This is a genomic window from Qipengyuania algicida, assembly GCF_009828025.1.
Taxonomy (GTDB): domain Bacteria; phylum Pseudomonadota; class Alphaproteobacteria; order Sphingomonadales; family Sphingomonadaceae; genus Qipengyuania; species Qipengyuania algicida.
In genome coordinates this window covers 186,799-209,457 of the sequence record NZ_WTYA01000004.1, presented here as the reverse complement: position 1 = coordinate 209,457, position 22,659 = coordinate 186,799, and the positions used below count along the sequence as shown (strand labels likewise).

Here is a 22,659-nt window from a genome sequence, read left to right as displayed (position 1 = left end):
AAGTTTATTCGGCAGGTTGCTTGTAATGCCCAAGGTCAAAGTCGACGGCGTTGAGATCGAGGTTCCGGACGGCGCTACCGTCCTCCAGGCTTGCGAGCTTGCAGGTAAGGAAATCCCGCGTTTCTGCTATCACGAGCGGTTGAGCATTGCCGGTAATTGCCGGATGTGTCTCGTCGAAGTGAAGCCGGGGCCTCCCAAGCCGCAGGCGAGCTGCGCGCTGCCCGCTGCCGAGAACCAGGAAATCCGCACCGACAGCGAAATGGTCAAGAAGGCGCGCGAAGGGGTGATGGAGTTTCTGCTCATCAACCATCCGCTCGACTGCCCGATCTGCGATCAGGGCGGCGAATGCGATCTGCAAGACCAGTCGGTCGCCTATGGCCGTGGCGGCTCGCGCTATCACGAGAACAAGCGCGCGGTGACCGAGAAATACATGGGCCCGCTGATCAAGACGGTGATGACCCGTTGCATCCACTGCACCCGCTGCGTGCGCTTCTCCGAGGAGATCGCCGGTGTCGATGAAATCGGGGCGGTCGGTCGCGGCGAGGATATGCAGATCACGACCTATCTCGAGCAGGCCGCCGAGCATGAACTTTCTGCCAATGTGATCGATCTGTGCCCCGTCGGCGCACTCACCAGCCGGCCTTACGCGTTCGAGGCGCGTCCGTGGGAACTGAAGAAGACACTTAGCATCGACGTGTCCGACGCTGTCGGCGCGAACATCCGCCTCGATGCGCGCGGACGCGAAGTGTTGCGTGCGCTGCCGCGCATCAACGATGACGTCAACGAGGAATGGCTGTCTGACAAGGGCCGCTATATGGTCGACGGGCTGACCCGTCGCCGCCTCGATCGTGTGTGGATTCGCAAGGCTGGCAAGCTTCAGCCTGCCAGCTGGGACGAGGCATTCAAGGCGATCGCCAAGGTCAAGCCGCAGGGTTCTGTTGCTGCGATCGCGGGCGATCTGCTCGATTGTGAGACGATGTTCGCCGCCAAGAAGCTTGTGAATGCGCTCGGTTCCGACCTGCTCGAAGGGCGTCAGACCGGCTTGGCCTATCCCGTGCCGAGCCTTGCTGCATCGGCGTTCAACTCTACTTTCGCCGGGATCGAGACCGCTGATGCGATCCTGATCGTGGGCAGCAATGTTCGCTGGGAAGCGCCGCTGGTCAATGTCCGCCTGCGCAAGGCGGCGAAGAAGGGCGCAAAGGTGTTCATCGTCGGCCCGTATTGGGACCCGACCTATCCGGCAGAATTCCTCGGCGACGATGCCGCGATCCTGCACGATTTGCCCGCCCATGTGACCGAAGCGCTCGCCAAGGCCGAACGGCCTGCGGTGATCCTGGGCGGGGCAGGGCTGGCCGCAGGGGCGTTCGACGCCGCACTGGCGCTCGATGTGCAGCGCGATGGGTGGAACGGCTTTAACGTGCTGCATTTCTCCGCCGCACGCATGGGTTCCTTGATGCTCGGCTATGCCCAGAAGGGTGGCCTCGCCGATGTCGTCAAGGCAGAGCCCAAGCTGGTGCTGGCGCTTGGCTCGGATGAGGTCGACTGGTCGCAGTTTGACCAGAGCCTCAAGGTCTTTATCGGCCATCACGGTGATAAGGGGGCTCATGCCGCCGACATCATTTTGCCCGCCGCTGCCTACAGCGAAAAGGACGGGACTTACGTCAACACGGAAGGCCGCGTGCAGTTCGCCGAAAAGGCCGTGTTCGCTCCGGGCGACGCGCGCGAAGACTGGACGATCCTTCGCGCACTGGCAGACGCATTGGGCGTTTCCGTCGGCTTCGACAGTTTCGAGCAGTTGCAGTCCGCAATGATCGCCGAAGTGCCTGCGCTGGGCGAGGAAGGCCTCGCCGACCTTGGTAAGCTGCCCAAAGCGGGTAAAGGCAAAGCCAAGGGCCGGATTGCCGCCTATCCGATCAAGGATTTCTACCTGACCAATGCCATCGCCCGCGCCAGTGCGGTGATGCAGCAGTGTTCGGCTGAACTGCTCCACGGTGGTGAAGCGCTGGAGGCCGCGGAATGACCGCTACGTTTCAATCCTGGGGCCTGACCTACGACTGGGCCTGGTTCATCGCAACAATCATCGGGATTCTGGTGATCGCCCTGCCGCTGATGCTGGCGGTGGCGATGATCATCTACGCCGACCGCAAGATCTGGGCGGCGATGGCGCTGCGCCGGGGGCCAAACGTCGTCGGGCCTTTCGGCCTGCTGCAAAGCTTTGCCGACGGGTTGAAGGTGTTTCTGCAGGAAACCATCATCCCCAGCGCCGCGAACAAGGGCATCTTCCTGATCGCGCCAATCATCACCTTTACCGTCGCATTGATGGCCTGGGCCGTGATCCCTTTCGGTCCTGCTGCAGTGCTCGCAAACATCAATGTCGGGCTGCTCTACATCCTCGCGATCAGCAGCCTTGGCGTTTACGGCGTGGTGATGAGCGGTTGGGCGTCGAACTCCAAATACCCGTTCTTCTCTGCCATGCGTGCGGCCGCACAGATGATCTCCTACGAAGTCTCGATCGGTTTCATCCTCATCTGCGTGGTGCTGTGGGCCGGGACGTTCAACATGAACGGCATCGTGCTGGCGCAGAAGGGGCATATCTTCGGAATAATCAACGGTTTCGTGTTCAACCCGCTGCTGTTCCCGCTTTGGGTGATGTTCCTGATCTCGTCACTTGCCGAAACCGCGCGAGCGCCGTTCGATCTGACCGAGGCGGAAAGCGAACTCGTCGCTGGTTACCAGACCGAATATTCCTCGATGAGTTTCGCGCTGTTCTGGCTGGGCGAGTACGCCAACGTCATTTTGATGTGCACGCTCAACGCGGTGCTCTTCTTCGGTGGCTGGTTGCCGCCGCTCGACATCCCCATCCTCTATGATTTCCTGTTCACCGCAGGGATTACGGCCTTCTTTTGGCTGTTCGTGAAGATCGCGTTCTTCTTCTTCGTGTTCAGTTGGGTGAAGGCCACCGTCCCGCGCTATCGCTATGACCAGCTGATGCGCCTGGGCTGGAAGGTGTTCCTGCCCCTCAGCCTTTTCTTTGTCGTTCTAATCAGTGGCTATCTGATGGCTACCGGTCACTTCGGGGGCCAAATCGCATGACCGTCGCGCAACTCGTCAAATCCTTCACCCTCTGGGAATTCCTCAAGGCGCACGCCTTGACGCTGAAGTATTTCTTCAAGCCCAAGGCGACGATCAACTATCCGTTCGAGAAGAACCCGCTGTCTCCGCGTTTCCGAGGCGAGCATGCGTTGCGCCGCTATCCCAATGGCGAGGAACGCTGCATCGCCTGCAAGCTGTGCGAGGCGATCTGCCCAGCGCAGGCAATCACAATCGAGGCCGAACCGCGTGAGGACGGCAGCCGCCGCACCACCCGCTACGACATCGATATGACCAAGTGCATCTATTGCGGCTTCTGTCAGGAAGCCTGTCCGGTGGATGCGATCGTCGAAGGGCCGAACTTCGAATATGCGACCGAAACGCATGAAGAGCTGCTCTACGACAAGGCAAAACTTCTGGCCAACGGGGACAAGTGGGAGCGGGCAATCGCCGCGAACCTTGAAGCCGACGCTCCCTACCGCTAACCGGCCCGCAACCACCCCCGGGGCATTATGATACAGACCATAGCATTCTATCTCTTTGCGGTGATCGTCGTCGCTTCGGCGGTGATGGTAATCAGCGCGCGCAACCCGGTGCATTCGGTGTTGTGGCTGATCCTCGCCTTCTTCAACGCCGCCGGACTGATGGTGCTTGTCGGTGCCGAGTTCATCGCGATGCTCTTGGTCATCGTCTATGTCGGCGCGGTCGCGGTGCTTTTCCTGTTCGTGGTGATGATGCTCGACATCGATTTCGCCGAATTGCGATCCGGCTTCGTCAAGAATTTCCCGTTCGGGATGTTGATAGCGCTGGTCCTGGCGGTCGAGCTGATCTTCGGCATCGGCGCATGGCAGATCGGCGGAATCCAGCTCGGGTTGGCGCAAGGTGCGGGACATATGGCCGATGCGCATTCGAACATAGCGAGCCTTGGGGCCGTGCTTTATGGCCAGTATCTCTTCCTGTTCGAAGCCGCCGGTCTGATCCTGTTGGTCGCAATGGTGGGCGCGATCGTTCTGACACACCGCGAGCGTCGGGCCGTGCGCGGGCAGCAAAACATCTCCAAACAGGTCGCACGCCGACCGGATGAAGCAACCGTGATGAAGTCGCCCGAAAGCGGCAAGGGGATCGAACTGTGATCGGTATCGAACACTACGTCTTCCTGAGCGCGATCCTGTTCGTGCTTGGGGTGCTGGGGATATTCCTCAACCGCAAGAACATCATCGTGATCCTGATGGCGATCGAGCTGATCCTGCTCGCGGTGAACATCAATCTCGTTGCCTTCAGCGCTTTCCTTGGCGATCTGGTGGGACAGATCTTCGCCATGTTCGTGCTGACCGTCGCCGCTGGTGAGGCAGCCATCGGGCTGGCCATTCTCGTCATCTATTTCCGTGGTCGCGGCACAATCGCTGTCGATTCAGTCGACCGGCTCAAGGGATAAGCGCCCCGTGCATTCGATAATTTTCATCGTCTTCCTGCCCTTGCTCGCGGCCATCATCGGTGGCCTCGGCAATCGCGGGCTCGGCAATCTGCCGGTCAAGATCCTCACGACCGGCGCGTTGTTCATCGCTTGCGCGCTGAGCTGGCCCATCTTCCTGAGCTTCGTTGCCGGGACTGCCGAGCCGAGCGTGGTGCCGGTGTTGCATTGGGTGCAGTCGGGTACGCTTTCGTTCGACTGGGCGCTGCGGGTCGATACGCTGACCGCGATCATGCTGGTGGTGGTGACCACTGTCTCCGCGCTCGTCCACCTCTATAGCTGGGGCTACATGGATGAAGATCCGGACCAGCCGCGGTTCTTCTCCTATCTCTCGCTGTTCACCTTCGCGATGCTGATGCTCGTGACGTCGGACAATCTGGTGCAGATGTTTTTCGGTTGGGAAGGGGTGGGCCTTGCGTCCTACCTGCTGATCGGTTTCTGGTTCAGAAAGCCCAGCGCGAATGCCGCCGCAATCAAGGCCTTTGTGGTCAACCGCGTGGGCGACCTTGGCTTCATGCTCGGCATTTTCGGCACCTTCCTGGTGTTCGGTACCGTCTCGATCCCCGCGATCCTGGCCGCTGCGCCGGGGATGAGCGGGGCGAGCATCGGATTCCTCGGTTACCGCGTCCATACGATGGACCTGCTGTGCATCCTGCTGTTCATCGGCGCGATGGGTAAGTCGGCGCAGCTCGGGCTCCACACATGGTTGCCCGACGCGATGGAAGGCCCGACACCGGTTTCCGCGCTGATCCACGCCGCGACGATGGTGACCGCGGGCGTGTTCATGGTCTGTCGCCTGTCGCCGATGTTCGAGACGGCACCGGTCGCACTGACCTTCGTGACTTTCATCGGCGCTTCGACCTGTATCTTCGCTGCGACGATCGGCTGCACCCAATGGGACATCAAACGGGTGATCGCCTATTCGACCTGTTCGCAGCTCGGCTATATGTTCTTCGCCGCAGGCGTCGGCGCCTATGGCGCGGCGATGTTCCACCTGTTCACCCACGCCTTCTTCAAGGCACTGCTGTTCTTGTGCGCGGGCAGCGTGATCCACGCGATGCATCACGAGCAGGACATGCGTTTCTATGGCGGCCTGCGGAAGAAGATTCCGGTGACCTTTTGGGCGATGATGGCGGGAACGCTGGCGATCACGGGCGTCGGCTTTGCCGGAGTGGGTTTTGCTGCCTTCTATTCCAAGGATGCGATCATCGAAGCGGCCTATGCGCGCGGCACGCAGATGGGTTACTTCGCGTACTGGATGGGTGTGCTGGCCGCGTTGCTCACAAGCTTCTACAGCTGGCGCCTGATGTTCCTGACTTTCTGGGGCAAACCGCGTTGGGGACAGAGCGAGCATATCCAGCACGCGGTTCATCACGGCCATGACCATCCCGAAGAGGCGAACCCTGCTGCGCAGGAGGATTCAGGGCACGACGCAACGCATCACGTCCCCGATCCGCAAGAACATGATGGCACGGCAGGATATCATCCGCACGAAAGCCCCATTTCCATGCTGATCCCGCTGATTGTGCTCAGCATGGGCGCGGTCTTCGCAGGCGCCGTGTTCAACCACACGTTCCTTGAAAGCGTGGGCTTCTGGAAGGGTTCGATCTTCTACAATGAGGGCTTGATCCACGCGATGCACGGCATTCCCGAACTGGCCAAGCTGGCGGCGACCATCGTCATGCTGATCGGTCTGGCCATTGCTTGGTGGGGTTACATCAAGGATACCGATATGCCCGCCAAGGCCGCCGAACAGCTCGGCCCCATCTATCGCTTCGTCTATCGCAAGTGGATGTTCGACGAGCTGTACAATTTCCTGTTCGTGCGTCCGGCCTTCTGGATTGGACGGAAGTTCTGGAAGATTGGCGATGTCGGTATCATCGATCGCTTCGGCCCGAATGGTGCCGCTTGGGTGGTCCACCGTGGTTCGGTCTATGCGCAGAAAATCCAGACCGGATATGTCTATAGCTATGCCCTGGTGATGCTGCTGGGTCTCGTCGCCGCTATCACATGGGTGCTGTTCTGATGGGGTTCCCGATCCTCTCCATAATGCTTCTCGTGCCGCTCGTCGCGGCCATCGCCTGCCTGTTCCTTGAGGCTAAGTCGGCGCGTGTCGTCGCTCTGCTGGCGACCCTGATCGACTTCGTGCTCGGCGTGGTGCTGTGGGCGAATTTCGACATCGGCGGTGCGCAGTGGCAGTTTGTCGAGCACGCGCCTTTGTTTGCCGGGTTCAACTACGCGCTCGGGATCGACGGGATCGCGCTGATGCTGATCATGCTCAGCGTTTTCCTGATGCCGATCTGTATCCTTGCCAGCTGGAATTCGATCACGCGCCGCGTGGGTGAATACATGGCTGCCTTCCTGCTGATGGAAGTGCTGATGCTGGGCGTGTTCATGGCGCAGGACCTGTTCCTGTTCTACATCTTCTTTGAAGGCGGCCTGATCCCGATGTATCTCATCATCGGCGTTTGGGGCGGGGACAACCGCATTTACGCGAGCTATAAATTCTTCCTCTACACCCTGCTCGGATCGGTGCTGATGCTGATCGCGATGTTGTGGATGGCAAATGCGGCCGGAACCTCGGATATTCCGACGTTGATGCAATACAATTTCCCGGTCGAGGCGCAGCGATGGTTGTGGCTAGCTTTCTTCGCCAGCTTTGCGGTGAAGATGCCGATGTGGCCGGTACACACGTGGTTGCCCGATGCGCACGTTCAGGCACCTACTGCCGGTTCGGTCATTCTGGCGGGCGTCTTGCTGAAGCTCGCCGGTTACGGCTTCATTCGGTTCAGCCTGCCAATGTTCCCGCAAGCCAGCGCGCAATTCATGTGGCTGATCTTCGCCCTGTCGATGATCGCGGTGGTCTATACCTCGCTCGTCGCGCTGGTGCAGCACGACATGAAGAAGCTCATCGCCTATTCCTCGGTCGCGCATATGGCGATCGTCACTGCCGCCCTGTTCGCCTTCAACGTGCAGGGGCTCGAAGGCGGCATGATCATGATGTTGAGCCACGGCCTCGTTTCGGGTGCGTTGTTCCTGTGTGTTGGCGTGATCTACGATCGGCTACACACCCGCGAAATCGACCGATATGGCGGACTTGCCATCAACATGCCGAAGTACGCGCTGTTCTTCCTATTGTTCACCATGGCCAGCATCGGACTACCCGGTACGAGCGGGTTTGTTGCGGAATTCGTCAGCCTTGCCGGTGTCTACCATGCTTCCAGCTTTGCGACGCTGGTGCTCACCACCGGCATCATCCTTGGCGCTGCCTATATGCTTTATCTCTACCGCCGTGTCGCATTCGGCGACCAGAAGAATGCCGATGCGGCGGCCATGCCCGATCTCGACCTGCGCGAGTGGTCCATGTTTGCAGCACTTGCGGCCGCGGTGTTGTGGATGGGCATTTATCCTGAAAGTTTCATTGCTCCCATGCGCTCCGATATTCAGGCTCTCGACGCAAGACTGGCGCAGGCTGCCCCGAAGGGCGATGCGCAGTTGAAGGTTGGGCCACCCAACGCCCATGCAGCAAATTATATCGCGCATGGCTCTGAATCGACCGGGGAGGCGCACTGATGTCTTACGCGTCTTCATTGTACTTCACTGGGACCGAGATCGGCCTGTCGCTGGCAGGGCTTGTGCTGTTGCTCGTGGTGGCATGGACCGGTGCCAAATCCGCGCGGGTCATAACGATCCTTGCAGTTTCGGCGCTGGTCGGGGCGATTGCCTTTACCGCTTCGCTTCCGACGGGCTCGCCTGCCGACGGGTTCAACAGCGCCTTTGGCGGACTGCTGCGGATGGATAGCTTTGCCGTATTCGCCAAGATCCTGATTTATCTCGCGACGATTGCGTGTCTGATAATCACGCCGCGCTTCTTCGAGGAGCGTGACGGTTATCGCGGCGAATATCCCGTGCTGATGCTGTTCGGTGCAATCGGCATGGGGATGATGGTCTCGGCCACCAATCTCATGACGCTTTACATCGGCCTCGAATTGTCGAGCCTGTCGTCTTATGTCTTTGCAAGCTTCCTGCGCTCGGACTGGCGCTCGAACGAAGCGGGCCTCAAATATTTCATTCTGGGTGCCTTGGCGTCGGGCATCATCCTTTACGGGATGAGCCTGGTCTACGGTTTTGCCGGGACGACCGATTACTCTGGTATTCGTGCAGCGTTCAGCACGCATTTCCCGATCGGCGCGCTGTTCGGCGTGGTGTTTGTGCTGGCCGGCCTGGCTTTCAAGATCGCCGCCGTGCCGTTCCATATGTGGACGCCCGATGTCTACGAAGGCGCACCAACGCCGGTCACCGCCTTTTTCGCCAGTGCGCCCAAGGTTGCGGCCATCGGTATGCTTGTGCGCATGGCGCTGGTGCCTTTCGGGGGCGAAGTCGAGGCGTGGCGCCAGATCGTGATCTTCGCTTCGATCGCTTCGATCGTGGTCGGTGCATTGGGTGCGATCGGTCAGCAGAACCTCAAGCGCTTGCTTGCCTATAGCTCGATCAACAATGTTGGTTTTCTCTTGGTCGGTCTGGCGGCGGCGACGCCTGCGGGCGCAAGCGCGATACTGATCTATCTTGTCATTTATGTCGCAATGACGCTCGGCAGTTTTTCAGCCCTGCTCATGCTGCGCGACAAGGAAGGGCAGCCGCTCGAAACATTTGCCGATATATCCGGATTGTCCACGACGCGTCCTGGCCTCGCCTGGTGCTTGCTGTTCGTGATGTTCAGTCTGGCGGGTATTCCACCTCTGTTCGGTTTCTGGGCCAAGTTCGTGGTGTTTCAGGCCGCGGTACAGGCCGGACTGGTGCCTCTTGCCGCGATTGGTATTGCTGCCAGCGTGATCGGCGCGTTCTACTATCTGCGCTTCATCAAGGTGATGTTCTTCGATGAATCGAAGCGCGAGCCCGAACAGACCAGCCCGATGGGTCACTGGGTTGTGCTGGTTGTCAGCGTAATCGTGATTTCGCCACTTGGCTATTTTGCCACTCCGTGGCTCGGCTCGGTCGCTAGTCAGGCCGCTGCCGCGCTCTTTGCCGTCGCTTGATCCACACGGTCGCAGAAACCGGCTCGACCAACGCCGACGTTCTCGCTGCCCTTGCTGCGGGCGAGGCATGGCCGGAGGGCGATTGGCTGATAGCCGATCGGCAGGTCGCCGGTCGAGGTCGGCAGGGACGCAACTGGTTCGATGGCAGCGGCAACTTCATGGGTTCGACCGTGGTGCGGCTCGCCCCGAACGATCCCAGCCCCGCCTCATTGGCGCTGGTGGCGGGACTGGCGGTCTATGAAGCCGTTCTGCCAGTGCTGCCCGAGCCATCGGCGCTGCGCATCAAGTGGCCCAACGACCTGACCATCGCCAACGCGAAGCTGGCCGGCATCCTGCTCGAGCGACAGAATGATGCGGTGGTGGTTGGCATCGGGGTCAACATTCGCACCGCACCTGAACTCTCTGATCGTCGGACGATATCCTTGTCCGAACTGACGCATGCGCCGGATCGTAATAGCTTTGCCGGCAATCTGGCGCGAAGTTTTGTCGAGGAACTGGCGCGCTGGCGCAATTTTGGGCTGGAGGTAATGGTTCGTAGATGGGTTGCGGCGGCGCATCCAGTCGGCACCGGCCTGACGGTCAATCCGCCGGGTGAAGCAGCCCTGACCGGCAAGTTCGACGGACTCACGCCCGATGGTGCACTTAAGCTCCGCTTGGCGGATGGTACGAGCCGTGTCATTCACGCGGGCGATGTCATGTTCGCTGGCCAGGAGTCCTGAAGCGATGCTGCTTGCTGTCGATGTCGGCAATACGAATGTCGTTTTCGCACTTTTCGGAACCGATGACGACGGTCAACCGGAGATCAAGTCGCGCTGGCGGATCGCCACCGATCCCCGCCGGACGGGCGACGAATATGCCGTGTGGCTGCTCCAGCTGATGGCGATTGAAGGGTTTGAGCGCGCTGCGATTGAAAAGATCATCGTTGGCTCTGTGGTTCCGCGCGCGATCCACAATTTGACGGTGTTGGCGCAGAAATATTTCGGCGTCGAACCGCTGATAGCCGGGGATGGCGCTGCCGATTGGGGCATTGCGGTCGATGTCGAGGAACCACGCTCGCTGGGTGCCGACCGGGCGCTTAATGCCATCGCCGCCCATGCCAAATATGGCGGCGATTTGATCGTGATCGATTTCGGTACCGCGACCACCTTCGACGCGATAGATTTCAAGGGCACCTATAAGGGTGGGATCATTGCTCCCGGTATCAATCTTTCGCTCGATGCGCTGGTCGGAAATACGGCGAAGCTACCACGCATCGCGATCGAGGCGCCACGCACGGGCAGCGTGATCGGGCGCAATACCGAGGATCAGATGCAGATTGGCGTTTTCTGGGGCTATGTTGCACTGATGGAAGGTCTAACCCAACGAATGAAGGCGGAAATCGGACGCCCTGCCAAGGTAGTAGCGACGGGAGGACTGGCGATTCTGTTTGATAAGCACACAGAGCTTTTCGACTATGTCGACAGTGATCTTACGCTTGTTGGACTTGCGTTGCTGGCGGGACGCGCCGGGTGAAGAAGGACTTCACACCACAAGAAGAACTGCTTTTCCTGGCACTTGGCGGTTCGGGCGAGATTGGCATGAACGTCAATCTCTACGGTTGCCGCGGGCGCTGGCTTATGGTCGATCTGGGCATGACCTTTTCTGGCGGGGAGTATCCCGGCGTCGATCTCGTGTTTGCCGATCTCGAATTCATCGAGGAGAGGGCTGACAAGCTCGACGGAATCGTGCTGACCCACGCGCACGAGGATCATATCGGCGCAGTGCCCTATTTCGCGGCCGACCTCGGCGTGCCGCTTTACGCGACGCCGTTCACGGCCGATCTGGTGCGCCGCAAGCTCGAGGAAGCCGGGCTGGCAGGCGAAGTCGAACTCAATGTGATCGAGGAAGATCACGGAAAACTCTCGGTCGGGCCGTTCACGATCACGTATCTCCCGCTCGCGCACTCGATTGCCGAAGGGAACGCGTTGCTGATCGAGACGCCTTTCGGTCGCGTGTTCCACACCGGAGACTGGAAGCTCGACGAGGACCCGATCATCGGTGAACCGACTACCGAAGAGGAATTGGTAGCGATCGGCGACGAAGGCGTGCTCGCGCTTGTCTGCGACAGCACCAACGTGTTCAACCCGGCGGCAAGTGGATCGGAAGGCGCGGTTCACAAGGGGCTGCTGGAAGAGGTCCAGCGGCACGCGGGCAAGCGCGTGCTGGTCACGACTTTCGCAAGCAATGTCGCCCGCTTGCAGACATTGGGTGATGTCGCGCGCGAAACCGGGCGGCAGGTCTGTGTCGCCGGGCGCTCTCTCGAAAGGATTATCGAGGTCGCGCAGGATAACGGCTATCTCCAGGATTTCCCTGAGCCGGTCGATTTCGATACGGCAATGGGGCTTCCGCGCGGCGAGTTGTTGATCCTCGCCACGGGCGGGCAGGGTGAGCCGCGTGCGGCATTGTCGCGTATCTCGGAGGACAATCACCCGCTCGAGCTGCGCGCGGGCGATGTGGTGCTATTCTCCAGCCGTCAGATTCCCGGCAATGAGCTGGCCATCGGTGCGGTCCAGAACCGGCTTGCAGCGCGCGGGATCCAGATGGTGACAGATCGCCAGAGCGAGATCCATGTTTCGGGGCATCCCGGGCGACCCGAACTCGAGGCGCTTTATGGCTGGCTGCGTCCCGAGATACTCATCCCCGTGCATGGCGAGATGCGGCATATGCAGGAGCAGGCAAGGCTCGGCCTTGCCAGTGGAATTCCCGATGCGGTGATACAGCAGAACGGTGATCTCGTGCGGATTGCACCGGGCGAACCGGGTAAACTCGCCGAGGTCAGGGCAGGGCGGTTGGTGCTCGATGGCGATATTATCGTGCCGGCTGATGGCGAAGCGATTGCGATGCGCCGCCGGATTGCGCGCGAGGGCGTGCTGGTCGTGATTTTGGACGCTCAATTGCCTCCAAGACTGGAGGGGATCGGCTTACCGCTGGATGAGGATTACGACGCGTTCATCGCTGAAGCGCGTGCGGATATCGTCAAGGCTATCGGTAAACTGAAGGGTGCCGCAAGGAGCGATGTCGACGAAGTACGGGAAGTGGCGCGTATTGCCGCGCGCCGGGCGGCCAACCGCTGGTCGGGCAAGCGACCACAGGTGCGCGTGATCGGCCCGGAAGCCTAAGGTATCGCAATGCAGCTTGCGTCATTCCTCGCGGTATATTTCCTGTGCTGGGTGATGAGCGCGCTGATCCTGCTGCCTTTCGGAATCAGGACGCATGACGAACTCGGAATGGACAAAATTGCAGGACAGGCGGACAGCGCGCCGGGCAATTTCAGTGCGGGGCGGGTGGCTATCCGCGCGACGATCATGGCGGCAGTGCTGACGGCGATATTCTTCGTAAACTACCACTATGGCTGGGTCGGCCTCGACGATCTCGATTTCAGCAACTGGATCGGGATGTAATCACTCGCGCAGTCGCTCGATAGCCTGGGCGAGCACGACATAGAGCTTGCCCATGTCCGAGCTCAGCAATGTCACGCCCAGTGCGTTGCCGTCGCGAGTGGACAGCATGGTGCGCAGCATCGCCTCGAAATCGTGAATATATCTGCTCACATGGCCACGGAATTCAGTGTCCGTGTCGTAGAGTTCGGCAATTTCACGGCTTTGCGAGCTGTCGATCAACCGCACGGCGCGACGGGTAAATACGCTGCGATCGCCACGCAGATAGGATGCCCAGGCAGTGTCGGTGACTTCGGTAGACAGCACCTTGGCAATATCGATCGCGTTCGAATTGAGGCTCTCGGTAATGAGCGCAACGCGGCGAGAGAAGTCGTTGTCGATCTGCTCCTCGGCCTTTTCGCGCGCGCGCGAAATACGGCTTTCCAAATTGCCGGTCAGCTCGTTGACCCGCGCAAGCTGGTCGCGCAGCTGGCCGATGAGATCGCGCGAGGTTTCGCTTGCCTTGGCGGTCGCGGCGTTGAGCTGTTCGATGGTATCTTTCGAAAGGTCGGCGAAAGCCTGCTCGACCGCTTGCGCGCTTTCATCACCGATATGCCCGACAAGCGATCGAATCTGTTCCTTCTGCTGGGATTCCAGCGTTTCGAGCACGTCACGACCGGCATTTTCGAACTGCCCAAGAGATTCGCGCAGGGTCGTTGAGATTCTCTCGGCGAGGACGTTGGTTTCGCTATCGACCGAGACGATTTGCTCGCGCAACACGCCCAGCTCAGCGGTCTGGCTTTCCACGGTCTCACTCAACCGTTCGCGTAGTCCATCGATGTTGTTCGTTGCTGCCTGACCTTCTTCGCGTAAGCGCTCGATCGCGGCCAGCAAGGAGTCGCTCGACGCGGTCCCCTGTTCGAGCAGACCGACAGCAGCCCCTGCTGTCGAGCGAGCTTCCGCAAGCCGGGCTTCGAAGACGCCGAGTGCGGCAGGCAGCTCGGTCTTGCTGTGTTTGGCGCTCGCCTGAATGAGTTCGAGGACACGCACACTGGCATCGGTCAGCCTGCCAAGTGCTTGTTCAGTCTCTTCGAGTGAGCCGTTCGTTTCCTCGACCGTTTCGGCCAACCGGCTCGAACTCCGAACCAATCCCGCCTCTGTCTGCTCCGCGCGTTCCGCCAAGGTGGCAATCTGTGCTTCGATTTGCGCGATGCCTTCCTTGATGCCCTCGTTACGCTGGGCGGTTGCGTCGAGTTGCGCATCCTGCGCTTCGCGTCTTTTAGCCAATTCACCATCAAGCTCGGTAAGCCTTTCGTAGAACCGCTCCAGCGCCTGCGCCTGCGCGGCTTCAAAGGCTTTTTCCCGGTCACCAATCTGCTGTTCGAAAAGGCGATTACGCTCGACGAGCTTCTCGTCGACCCGTTCTGCTTCGCCAGTAAGTGCCCTGAGCTTGCCATTAGCATTCTCGATCGCCTTGGCATCGAGGTCCGAAATTTCTTCAATCGCTTTGGTCAGGCTATGCTTTAAGTCGGTAATCCGCCCCTGCCACACTTCGATTGCGCTGCGCTCGCCCGAGCGCAGTGATTCGGTGACATTGCCGGCCTCGGTTTGCAAGCTGTCGATCCGATCGCGCATCGCAGTCAAAGCGGCTTCCTGCTGGCTTGTGAAAGACGATCCGGCTTCGACGATTTCCTGACGCAAGGCCTCCATCTGCTCGCGCAGTGCGACGATGGCAGTTTCCTGATGGTCATTCAATTCGTTGCGGAGCACCTGGCTGTCCTCTCGCATGGCTTCGACGCGAGCATCAGTCATACGCTCGATATCGGCGAGCCGCGTGTCGAAACTATCGAGTGTTTCGCTGATCCGGTCCTGCAGCGAAGTGACTTGCCGTTCGCTGGCCTGGCCGAACTCATTGAGCCTTTCGAACCCGCTGACCAACTCTGCCAGCTGGCTCTTGGCGGTACGTCCAGCGCCGCCAATTTGGTTGGATGCGTCCCGCGCCGCATTGGTCACCACCGGCAAATCTTCTCGGAGGCTTTTCATGTTGTCGAGCGCGGTCACGCTGACCTTGGCGATCGAATCGATCCGCTCGCCGTTCTCGCTCACAAGCTCTCGCAATTGCTCGGCGGGCCCAGAGATACGTTCGACGGCGCTGCGGCCGAGGAATTCCAGTTCCCGCGTCTGGGTGGAAAGAAACTCACGGGCCAGGCTCAGCTCGCGATTGACGGAACTCAACCGTTGTTCGAGCTGTACAGACTGGGCCGACAACGAATGTGCAACAGCTCCGAAGCGGGTGGCTTCACGGGCCGAATTGCGCATCGCGAGCAGCCAGATCACTCCGATCAGTAACACCGGAATGGCCCATGTTGCGATTAATTGTGTCCATTGCTGCGGCGAAGGCCGGGTCTGGATCGCTTCCACGTTCGCCCATGCGAAAAAAGCGCTCCAGCCAAGCGCGATCGCCCAGCTCAGCCCAGCGAGAACAGATATTCCCCGTGCGGGAGCTTCAGGTTCCTCGATCCATTCCTGTTCCGGTTCGAATACCTCTTCGGCTTGTGGCACCGGCAAGGTTTCTTCAGGCGTAACTTCGCCCTGTGGCTGGTCGTTCTGCCCGATGGCGCGAATATGCGATCGCTTGGTCATGTAAGCGAAGGTATCACAGGAAGGACGAGGTTAAACCTGTTTTAACGCTTATCCTTCTAACCATCTCCCATGGCCTTCGAATCCGGTACATTGGAAGAAGCTCTGGCGAGCGCTGCGGGTGACGACTTCTCACTGATTGCGGAGTTGCGCCAAAGTTATGTCCAAAGTGCCGAGCGCCAGCTCGATCTTCTGGGCCGCGCAAGATGTGACGGCAATTGGGAAATTGCGGCTTTGCGTCTGCGCGGACTCGCGTCCAGCTTCCATGACGAGGCACTTCGGTCGCTGGCCGATTACGCGCTGGTCGCTGCTCCGGGCGAACCTATAGTCCTGCGGCAGATTGCTGCGCATCTGGACGATATCCGGGGACAGAAGGCGGCCTGAACTGGCTGCACATTGAAATCGCCGGACTGTTGCGCCTAGGGATTTGGCGCCGAAACACATTTTCTTCGAACCGACCCAAGACCGTGCGCATTGCCCTTCTTTCAGCGCTTGCCGAAGCGCCAGACAGGCCCGGTGAAAAGCTCGCCCATCGCCGGTTTGCGGGACGTACGGTGCTGGCTCACCAGATTGATTGCTGCGCTGCGCTGCAATGCGACAGCGTGATCGTCCTTGCGCGGGGGCTGGGGCAGGATCTGCTGATCGGCCAGCGTCATTGCGAAAGAGCCGGGATGCGCTTTCAACAGATCGATTCGATCGAGCGACTTTCTGCTCTGGTAACTGCTGCCGATGATATCGTGGTGCTGCTCGACGGGGTCATGCCGGATCTGGAGGTGGCGGTCAGCGCGATAAGGGAACGGTCCGCAGTGCTTGCATTTGCAGCCGACGATGCCGTGCCACTAGGTTTCGAACGGATCGACCCGACCCGCGCATGGAGCGGCTTGCTGCAAACGCGCGGAGAATCCGTTGCGCGTCTACTCGACATGCCGACCGATATAGACATGGCATCGACGCTGCTCCGGGTCGCATTGCAGGCCGGGACAAGGGTCGTCGAACTCGACAGCAGGCTATTGGACGAGAATCGGTGGCACAGGGCGATCTTGGAGGAGAACAAGGGAGCGCTCGAACGTGTCTGGCTCAGACGCCACCTTGCGCCAGCCACTTTTCTGGCACCTGGCCCGGCGATTGCAGAACGTATCGGGATGCGGCTGTCGCACGACGTTTCGGGCAGCCGGAAGGAGCGCGTACCCCTTGCCGCTGCCGTGATGGGTGGCATTCTTGCTTTTGCCGCCGGCCTGCTCGGGCATCCCGCAATGGGATTGGCGATCGCCGGAATCGGCGCGGTGGCATGGGCAATTGCCTCCATGTTCGAGCGCGTCGCGCGTGTTGGCACACCCGAACGGGCAAAGCCATTGCTGCCCCAGGTGATGAACTGGGCCTATGATGGCCTGATCCTTTTTTTGCTGGGCCATGCCATGCCCGATGATCTTTCCTGGCTGCGGCTATACGTGCCTTTGCTCTTGCTCGGCTTGCTCAGGCTCGGCCAAACGCTGGGACCGCCACGTTGGCGCGCAAGTTATGGTGACCGGATCACGCTGTTGGTATTGCTCACGCCGCTTGCCTGGGCAGGCTATGTGGCCCCCGCGTGTGCAATTCTGTCGCTGATCGTTCTCGCGACACTTTTCATAGATCGCGACGATGGCGAACTAACCGGCGCTTAACCAGGTCATGTTAAATCGACAATATGAAGGAGCCGCAAAGCTTGTCGCGGGCTGAACTGCCGGTCGCCGATGCGTTGCGTGGCTCTTTGGCACGCGGCGACGATCGGCTTATGGCCAGTCGTCCGATCCTTGCCATGCTGGTCGGGCAACGCGATCACTCGCTGTTCGCGGAGCACATCGTGGCGCGCGTACGGGCCATGCTGGTCAGCATCGCGACCCAGCTGCTGCGCGCACAGGCGGATGCAATCGGGGAGAGCGGCAAGGACGAGTTTGTCGCGAACCGTCGATCGGAGCTGGTGCAACGACTCGCTGGTCAGCGGCATCTGCTGGACCAACTCCACGCCCTTGCGATCGAGTGGCACTTGGCAACGGATCTCGAAGCTCGGCTGACCCTCGATCCAGTGCTGTCGCCCCTGTTGCAGGATCTCGTCGGAAATGGAGATCCGGAAATCGCCTCCGTCGCGATGGCGGCATTGTCCGCGCAGGCGCGTTTTGCGCAGTCGCAGCGGCGCATGGAAATTGCCCTTGCAGAACTTCCCGCAGACCTTTTTCACGAGGCGCTGATTGCGTGGCGCGAGCTCAGTAACGCGCCTTTATCCGATGTGCTGGAGCGAGCGGAAAAGCGGTTGCGTGACGATTTCGACGAAGGAAGCAGCCGGATATCGTTGTTCTCGCGATTGGTCATGGCATTGGGCGACATGGCAAGCTCTGCCCTGCAGGTCGAGTTCGCCGGCGTAGGGCTGTTCCTTTCGGCTCTGGCCATCCGTTCTGGCCAGACCCGCGAGATGGTAACGAGTTCGACAAATCCGCAACTGATCGCGCGGCTGATTCTCGGGCTGCGCGCGGCCGGTCTCAAGCCAACCGAAGTGGAAGCACAGGTACTGCGCATCCTGCCGGAAGCCGAGCTTGTGCCCGATCTCGATTCCATCGGCATTCGTGAAGCCGCCCGATGGCTTGCGGCGGCCAACGATGCAGGGACGCGATAAGGCGATGGCGTCTATTGCGACCCACTACCTTGCACGCGGCAAGATCGATGCTGAGGGACGGCTGATATCCGCCGACCCGCCGCTCGTCGATCTTCAGTTCGCCTGTGGCGGCAAGATCGGCGGCGTTCTAGCCATCCCCGAACTTCGCACGCTGGTCGACAAGGCTCGCAGCTATGGACTGCGCTTGGCGCGCAGGTTTTCGGCCATCGACGGGCGAGATCGGATATCGGCCTGGGTCGAGATCGTCCCGCAAATCGGCAACAATGGGAAGGCTGAAGGCTGCGAGATCGGTGTCGTCAACTGGCACACCGAGCCGATAGCCATTGAGGACGCAAACGACCTCGAACGGCAGCGACGCGATGTTTACCGGCTGCTGTCCGAACTGACCGCCAGACTCGATGCGCGCCAGAACGTCGTCGCGGTAGAGGTCGAGGCTGCGGACCTCCATCAGCTCAAGTCCGCGATGGTCGAACGGCCTGGCAAGCCCTGGACCGATTTCGTCCAGTTTCCCGAGCTGACACATGAGCAGCCTATGCATTGGCGGTTGCTTGATGGGGCGCAATGCCAGATTGCTGGGTCTGAACGCTCGTGGACGGCCTATCTCGAACCCTTGGGGCACCCTGAACCCGGCAGCCTCGGCTTCGTTCTGCACCTTCTGTCCGACACGCCACTCGACAGCGCAGCGGACACCGAAACGGATCACCCCTTCGACGGAGAACTGCCTTCTCTGGGGCAGGATCTCGCGCCGGTCCTCCGACAGCCGATCAATCGCATCATCGCCAATGCCGAGACGATCCGATCGCGACTCGCTGGTCCGATCGCGCCCGAGTACAGCGAATATGCCGGGGATGTTGCAACGGCAGGGCAACACCTTTTGGGTCTTATCGATGACCTGTCCGACCTCGAAGTGGTTGAGGCGGACAGTTTCGTTACCACGCCGGACAGTATCGATATGGGTGAGGCGGCGCGTCAGGCTTGTGCCATCCTCGGCTCGCGTGCCCGCGAAAGGGATATAACCCTTGTCCCGCCGGTCGTTGGGGAAGCGCAGCCTGCCAGGGCGGAATTCCGCCGCGTGTTGCAGATCCTGATCAATCTCGTCGGAAATGCCGTGCGCTACTCGCCCGAGGGCAGCCAGGTATGGGTGCGGCTTGATCGTATCGGCACAACTGCGTTGGTCACTGTGGCAGATCAGGGGCGCGGGCTCGACCCCGAAGAGCAGGCCAAGGTGTTTCGCAAATTCGAAAGGCTGGGGCGCAGCGGCGACGGTGGTTCGGGGCTGGGCCTCTACATCTCTCGCCGTCTGGCGCGTGCAATGGGCGGCGACCTGACTGTCGAAAGCGCGCCGGGGCGGGGCGCACGCTTCACCCTGTCAGTCCCAACTGGCGAGTAAGGTCAGCGCCTTTTGCGGCGCGAGAGTACAATCAGTACGACACCTGCGACGATCGTTAGACCGCCGTTGATAGCCCATTGACTATCGGCGAGCATAAAACTCGAGGCTGGCCACATCACCAGCCCCAGTCCCTGAAGGGTCCACAGACCCCCCAGGATTACCAGTATTGCGCCGAATATCAGCAAAGCTCGACGCATCGCAACTCGCATTAACGCTTATCCATCGGGACATAGTCACGCTGCGTCGGCCCGGTGTAAAGCTGGCGCGGACGACCGATGACCTGGCCGGGATCGGAAATCATCTCGTTCCACTGTGCGACCCATCCGACAGTACGGGCAAGCGCGAACAACGCTGTGAACATGGTCGTCGGGAAACCGATCGCCGACAGGATGATGCCCGAGTAGAAATCGACATTCGGGAACAGCTTCTTTTCCTTGAAATAATCGTCGTTGAGCGCGATTTCTTCCAGCTTCAGCGCGGTCTCGAACACCGGATCGGATACCTTCAGCGCGTCGAACACTTCACGGACCGTCTTCTGCATCACGGTCGCCCGCGGATCGTAGTTCTTGTAGACGCGGTGACCGAAACCCATCAGGCGGAACGGATCGTTCTTGTCCTTGGCCCGCTCGATGTAATGCGGGATCTTGTCCGGAGTACCGATCTCCTGGAGCATATTCAGCGCGGCTTCGTTCGCGCCGCCATGCGCCGGACCCCAGAGGCAGGCTATGCCTGCTGCAATACAAGCAAACGGATTGGCGCCCGACGATCCGGCGAGGCGGACGGTAGAAGTGGACGCGTTTTGCTCATGGTCGGCATGGAGGATGAATATCCGGTCCATGGCCTTTTCGACTGCCGGATGAAGCTCGTATTCCTCGGCCGGGACTCCGAATGTCATGCGCATGAAGTTCGCCGTATAGCTAAGCGAGTTCTGCGGCTGCATGAAGGGCTGGCCGATGGAATATTTGTAAGCCATCGCCGCTATCGTCGGCATCTTGGCGATCAGCCTATGGCTGGCGATCTTGCGTTGTTCCGGATCGGCAATGTCGGTGCTGTCGTGATAGAAAGCACTGAGCGCGCCGACCACGCCGCACATGATCGCCATCGGGTGCGCGTCACGACGGAAACCCTGATAGAACTGGCGCAGCTGATCATGCAGCATGGTGTGCCGCGTGATCGTATACTCGAAATCGTCGAGCTCATCCTGCTTTGGCAGTTCGCCATTCAGCAGGAGATGGGCGACCTCCATGAAGCTGGAACTTTCCGCCAGCTGCCCGATGGGATAGCCGCGATGCAGCAGTACGCCTTCTTCGCCGTCAATGAAGGTCAGCGCGCTTTCGCAGCTTGCCGTTGATTTATAGCCGGGATCGTAGGTGAAGTGGCCGGTGGACCCGTAAAGCTTGCGAATATCCACCACAGACGGACCGCAACTGCCTTCGAGCACGGGAAAGTTCTGCGCCTCACCGTTGATGTCGAGTGTCGCTTGTTTATCGGCCATGGCCTTCTCCTTAGTTATTCCTCTGCGATGCTGCGGGGTCAGCTTGCGCATCGATCCGCGCGAGCGACTCGTCCCGGCCCAAAAGCACCAGCACATCGAAAATTCCCGGTGACGTAGTTGTTCCGGTCAAAGCTGCGCGCATGGGTTGCGCGAGCTTGCCAAGACCCAGTTCGAGCCGTTCGGCAAGTGATTTCGTAGTGGCTTCGAGAGCCTCGGTTGTCCAGTTGTTTTCCGCCCGCAGCACGGATGAAATCTGCGCAAGAATGGCACGCGCAGACTCGTCCAACAGGGCCTGCGCCTTGTCCGTCAGGTTGAGAGGCGTTCCAGCGAACAGAAAGTTAGCACCATCAGCAAGTTCATTGATGGATTTGGCACGGGGTTTTAACACCGGCATCGCCTTTTCCAGCAATACCGGATCGGCTTTATCGCCAATCCTTTCGGCGACGAGTTCGGCCAACCGTGCGTCGTCCGCTTCGCGGATGTAATGACCGTTGAGATTCTGCAGTTTCTTGATGTCGAAGCGCGACGGGCTTTTGCCCACTCCGCCAAGGTCGAACAGCGCAATGGCTTCCTCGCGCGATATTTCCTCGCGGTCCCCATGGCCCCAGCCCAGCCTTAGGAGGTAATTGAACAGCGCTTCGGGCAGCACGCCCTCCTCGTCGCGATAGGCCTCGACTCCCACCGCGCCGTGGCGTTTGGACAGCTTTGCTCCGTCGGCGCCATGGATAAGCGGCACATGGGCATAAACCGGATCGGGCCAGCCGCCTTCGATCGCGTTCATCGCGCGTATAATTGGAAGCTGACGAAAGGCATTGTTCAAGTGATCGTCGCCGCGGATAACATGGGTGACGCTCATGTCGTGATCGTCGACGACGACTGCAAGCATATAGGTGGGGGTCCCGTCCGCGCGCAGCAGGACGTAGTCGTCGATTTCCTCGTTTCGAACGGTCACTTTGCCCTGAACCGCGTCTTCAATGACCGTCTCACCTCCGGTCGGTACCTTGAGGCGGACGACATAAGGCGCACCTTCGGGAGCTTCCGATGGATCGCGATCGCGCCAGCGCCGGTCATAGCGCAAAGGCTGCTTGTTCGCGCGCTGCTCGGCGCGCATCGCTTCCAGTTCTTCGCTGGTCGCGAAGCATTTGTAGGCATGGCCGTGTTCGAGCAGCGTCCGCGCCACTTCGGCGTGGCGTTCTGCGCGGTCGGACTGGAAAACCGGCGCATCATCGAAATCCAGGCCGAGCCAATCGAGCCCTTCGATGATCTTGTCGATCGCATCCTGTGTCGACCGCTTGCGGTCGGTATCCTCGATCCGCAGAAGCGCCTTGCCGCCATTGTGGCGAGCGAAAAGCCAGTTGAATAGCGCCGTCCTCGCGCCGCCAATATGCAAATAGCCGGTAGGGGAAGGTGCAAAGCGGGTTACGACCTGCGGTTTGCTCGCAGACTCACTTTCGCTTGCCATTACGCCCGGCTT

At 60.1% G+C, this 22,659-nt stretch carries 20 protein-coding genes; 16 read left to right on the top strand and 4 right to left on the bottom strand.

The features are described 5' to 3' along the window. Window positions 1-25: 25 nt before the first annotated feature. Genes nuoG through GRI58_RS06905 form a run of 12 tightly spaced genes read left to right on the top strand, consistent with a single transcriptional unit; the run spans window position 26 to window position 13,037 of the window. Window positions 26-2,020 carry an NADH-quinone oxidoreductase subunit NuoG gene (gene nuoG / locus GRI58_RS06960; protein ID WP_160752854.1) on the top strand — a complete coding sequence of 665 codons (1,995 nt, stop codon included), beginning with the start codon at window positions 26-28 and terminating at the stop codon, window positions 2,018-2,020. Beyond that, window positions 2,017-3,093, top strand: coding sequence for an NADH-quinone oxidoreductase subunit NuoH (nuoH, locus tag GRI58_RS06955; protein WP_160752853.1), 1,077 nt, complete (start codon window positions 2,017-2,019; stop codon window positions 3,091-3,093). Before nuoG ends, nuoH begins: the two co-directional genes overlap by 4 nt. Then, a complete protein-coding gene (gene nuoI / locus GRI58_RS06950; RefSeq protein ID WP_160752852.1) occupies window positions 3,090-3,575 on the top strand; it encodes an NADH-quinone oxidoreductase subunit NuoI in 486 nt (161 codons plus the stop codon). Before nuoH ends, nuoI begins: the two co-directional genes overlap by 4 nt. 27 nt (window positions 3,576-3,602) lie before the next feature. Then, a complete protein-coding gene (locus tag GRI58_RS06945; RefSeq protein WP_160752851.1) occupies window positions 3,603-4,223 on the top strand; it encodes an NADH-quinone oxidoreductase subunit J in 621 nt (206 codons plus the stop codon). Further along, the gene (gene nuoK / locus GRI58_RS06940) at window positions 4,220-4,525 is read left to right on the top strand and encodes an NADH-quinone oxidoreductase subunit NuoK (protein WP_160752850.1); all 306 of its coding nucleotides are present in this window, start codon (window positions 4,220-4,222) and stop codon (window positions 4,523-4,525) included. Before GRI58_RS06945 ends, nuoK begins: the two co-directional genes overlap by 4 nt. 7 nt (window positions 4,526-4,532) lie before the next feature. Beyond that, the gene (gene nuoL / locus GRI58_RS06935) at window positions 4,533-6,587 is read left to right on the top strand and encodes an NADH-quinone oxidoreductase subunit L (RefSeq protein ID WP_160752849.1); all 2,055 of its coding nucleotides are present in this window, start codon (window positions 4,533-4,535) and stop codon (window positions 6,585-6,587) included. Further along, window positions 6,572-8,134, top strand: a complete 1,563-nt coding sequence (locus tag GRI58_RS06930) for an NADH-quinone oxidoreductase subunit M (protein WP_237452156.1) — start codon at window positions 6,572-6,574, stop codon at window positions 8,132-8,134. The genes nuoL and GRI58_RS06930 overlap by 16 nt, the downstream gene beginning before the upstream one ends. Next, the gene (gene nuoN / locus GRI58_RS06925) at window positions 8,134-9,597 is read left to right on the top strand and encodes an NADH-quinone oxidoreductase subunit NuoN (RefSeq protein WP_160752848.1); all 1,464 of its coding nucleotides are present in this window, start codon (window positions 8,134-8,136) and stop codon (window positions 9,595-9,597) included. Before GRI58_RS06930 ends, nuoN begins: the two co-directional genes overlap by 1 nt. After that, complete coding sequence (locus GRI58_RS06920) at window positions 9,594-10,316, top strand: biotin--[acetyl-CoA-carboxylase] ligase (RefSeq protein ID WP_160752847.1); 723 nt, start codon at window positions 9,594-9,596, stop codon at window positions 10,314-10,316. Before nuoN ends, GRI58_RS06920 begins: the two co-directional genes overlap by 4 nt. A gap of 4 nt (window positions 10,317-10,320) precedes the next feature. Continuing rightward, a complete protein-coding gene (locus GRI58_RS06915; RefSeq protein WP_160752846.1) occupies window positions 10,321-11,109 on the top strand; it encodes a type III pantothenate kinase in 789 nt (262 codons plus the stop codon). After that, window positions 11,106-12,755, top strand: a complete 1,650-nt coding sequence (locus GRI58_RS06910) for a ribonuclease J (protein WP_337190907.1) — start codon at window positions 11,106-11,108, stop codon at window positions 12,753-12,755. Before GRI58_RS06915 ends, GRI58_RS06910 begins: the two co-directional genes overlap by 4 nt. Before the next feature lie 9 nt (window positions 12,756-12,764). Continuing rightward, a complete protein-coding gene (locus GRI58_RS06905) occupies window positions 12,765-13,037 on the top strand; it encodes a DUF1467 family protein (RefSeq protein WP_160752845.1) in 273 nt (90 codons plus the stop codon). On the opposite strand, the gene GRI58_RS06900 is transcribed toward GRI58_RS06905, so the two are convergent. Further along, window positions 13,038-15,656: a coiled-coil domain-containing protein gene (locus GRI58_RS06900; RefSeq protein WP_160752844.1), complete on the bottom strand. Its 2,619-nt coding sequence runs from the start codon at window positions 15,654-15,656 to the stop codon at window positions 13,038-13,040. It lies immediately after the preceding gene. Window positions 15,657-15,725: 69 nt separating this feature from the next. Between GRI58_RS06900 and GRI58_RS06895 the strand changes: the two genes are divergently transcribed. Continuing rightward, complete coding sequence (locus GRI58_RS06895; RefSeq protein WP_160752843.1) at window positions 15,726-16,037, top strand: Hpt domain-containing protein; 312 nt, start codon at window positions 15,726-15,728, stop codon at window positions 16,035-16,037. A gap of 101 nt (window positions 16,038-16,138) precedes the next feature. On the opposite strand, the gene GRI58_RS06890 is transcribed toward GRI58_RS06895, so the two are convergent. Then, window positions 16,139-16,309: a hypothetical protein gene (locus GRI58_RS06890; RefSeq protein ID WP_160752842.1), complete on the bottom strand. Its 171-nt coding sequence runs from the start codon at window positions 16,307-16,309 to the stop codon at window positions 16,139-16,141. 15 nt (window positions 16,310-16,324) lie between these two features. On the opposite strand from GRI58_RS06890, the gene GRI58_RS06885 reads away from it, so the two are divergent. The 3 genes from GRI58_RS06885 to GRI58_RS06875 are packed head-to-tail and all read left to right on the top strand — an operon-like array spanning window position 16,325 to window position 19,690. After that, entirely contained in the window at window positions 16,325-17,314 is a 990-nt protein-coding gene (locus GRI58_RS06885; protein WP_160752841.1) for a hypothetical protein, read from the top strand. Window positions 17,315-17,355: 41 nt separating this feature from the next. Continuing rightward, window positions 17,356-18,300: a hypothetical protein gene (locus GRI58_RS06880; RefSeq protein ID WP_160752840.1), complete on the top strand. Its 945-nt coding sequence runs from the start codon at window positions 17,356-17,358 to the stop codon at window positions 18,298-18,300. Between the two features lie 4 nt (window positions 18,301-18,304). Further along, complete coding sequence (locus tag GRI58_RS06875) at window positions 18,305-19,690, top strand: sensor histidine kinase (RefSeq protein WP_160752839.1); 1,386 nt, start codon at window positions 18,305-18,307, stop codon at window positions 19,688-19,690. 208 nt (window positions 19,691-19,898) lie between these two features. Here the strand turns inward: GRI58_RS06875 and GRI58_RS06870 are convergent, their stop codons facing one another. Beyond that, window positions 19,899-21,185: a citrate synthase gene (locus GRI58_RS06870; RefSeq protein WP_160752838.1), complete on the bottom strand. Its 1,287-nt coding sequence runs from the start codon at window positions 21,183-21,185 to the stop codon at window positions 19,899-19,901. A gap of 10 nt (window positions 21,186-21,195) precedes the next feature. Next, the gene (gene gltX / locus GRI58_RS06865; protein WP_160752837.1) at window positions 21,196-22,647 is read right to left on the bottom strand and encodes a glutamate--tRNA ligase; all 1,452 of its coding nucleotides are present in this window, start codon (window positions 22,645-22,647) and stop codon (window positions 21,196-21,198) included. Window positions 22,648-22,659: the final 12 nt, after the last annotated feature.

Excerpts from the sequence above, each read along its gene's own strand:
- nuoG (WP_160752854.1), top strand. The coding sequence starts at position 26 with ATGCCCAAGGTCAAAGTCGACGGCGTTGAGATCGAGGTTCCGGACGGC.
- nuoH (WP_160752853.1), top strand. The coding sequence starts at position 2,017 with ATGACCGCTACGTTTCAATCCTGGGGCCTGACCTACGACTGGGCCTGG.
- nuoI (WP_160752852.1), top strand. The coding sequence starts at position 3,090 with ATGACCGTCGCGCAACTCGTCAAATCCTTCACCCTCTGGGAATTCCTC.
- GRI58_RS06945 (WP_160752851.1), top strand. The coding sequence starts at position 3,603 with ATGATACAGACCATAGCATTCTATCTCTTTGCGGTGATCGTCGTCGCT.
- GRI58_RS06930 (WP_237452156.1), top strand. The coding sequence starts at position 6,572 with ATGGGTGCTGTTCTGATGGGGTTCCCGATCCTCTCCATAATGCTTCTC.
- nuoN (WP_160752848.1), top strand. The coding sequence starts at position 8,134 with ATGTCTTACGCGTCTTCATTGTACTTCACTGGGACCGAGATCGGCCTG.
- GRI58_RS06915 (WP_160752846.1), top strand. The coding sequence starts at position 10,321 with ATGCTGCTTGCTGTCGATGTCGGCAATACGAATGTCGTTTTCGCACTT.
- GRI58_RS06905 (WP_160752845.1), top strand. The coding sequence starts at position 12,765 with ATGCAGCTTGCGTCATTCCTCGCGGTATATTTCCTGTGCTGGGTGATG.
- GRI58_RS06900 (WP_160752844.1), bottom strand. The coding sequence starts at position 15,656 with ATGACCAAGCGATCGCATATTCGCGCCATCGGGCAGAACGACCAGCCA.
- GRI58_RS06895 (WP_160752843.1), top strand. The coding sequence starts at position 15,726 with ATGGCCTTCGAATCCGGTACATTGGAAGAAGCTCTGGCGAGCGCTGCG.
- GRI58_RS06890 (WP_160752842.1), bottom strand. The coding sequence starts at position 16,309 with ATGACGCTGGCCGATCAGCAGATCCTGCCCCAGCCCCCGCGCAAGGAC.
- GRI58_RS06885 (WP_160752841.1), top strand. The coding sequence starts at position 16,325 with ATGCGCTTTCAACAGATCGATTCGATCGAGCGACTTTCTGCTCTGGTA.
- GRI58_RS06875 (WP_160752839.1), top strand. The coding sequence starts at position 18,305 with ATGGCGTCTATTGCGACCCACTACCTTGCACGCGGCAAGATCGATGCT.
- GRI58_RS06870 (WP_160752838.1), bottom strand. The coding sequence starts at position 21,185 with ATGGCCGATAAACAAGCGACACTCGACATCAACGGTGAGGCGCAGAAC.
- gltX (WP_160752837.1), bottom strand. The coding sequence starts at position 22,647 with ATGGCAAGCGAAAGTGAGTCTGCGAGCAAACCGCAGGTCGTAACCCGC.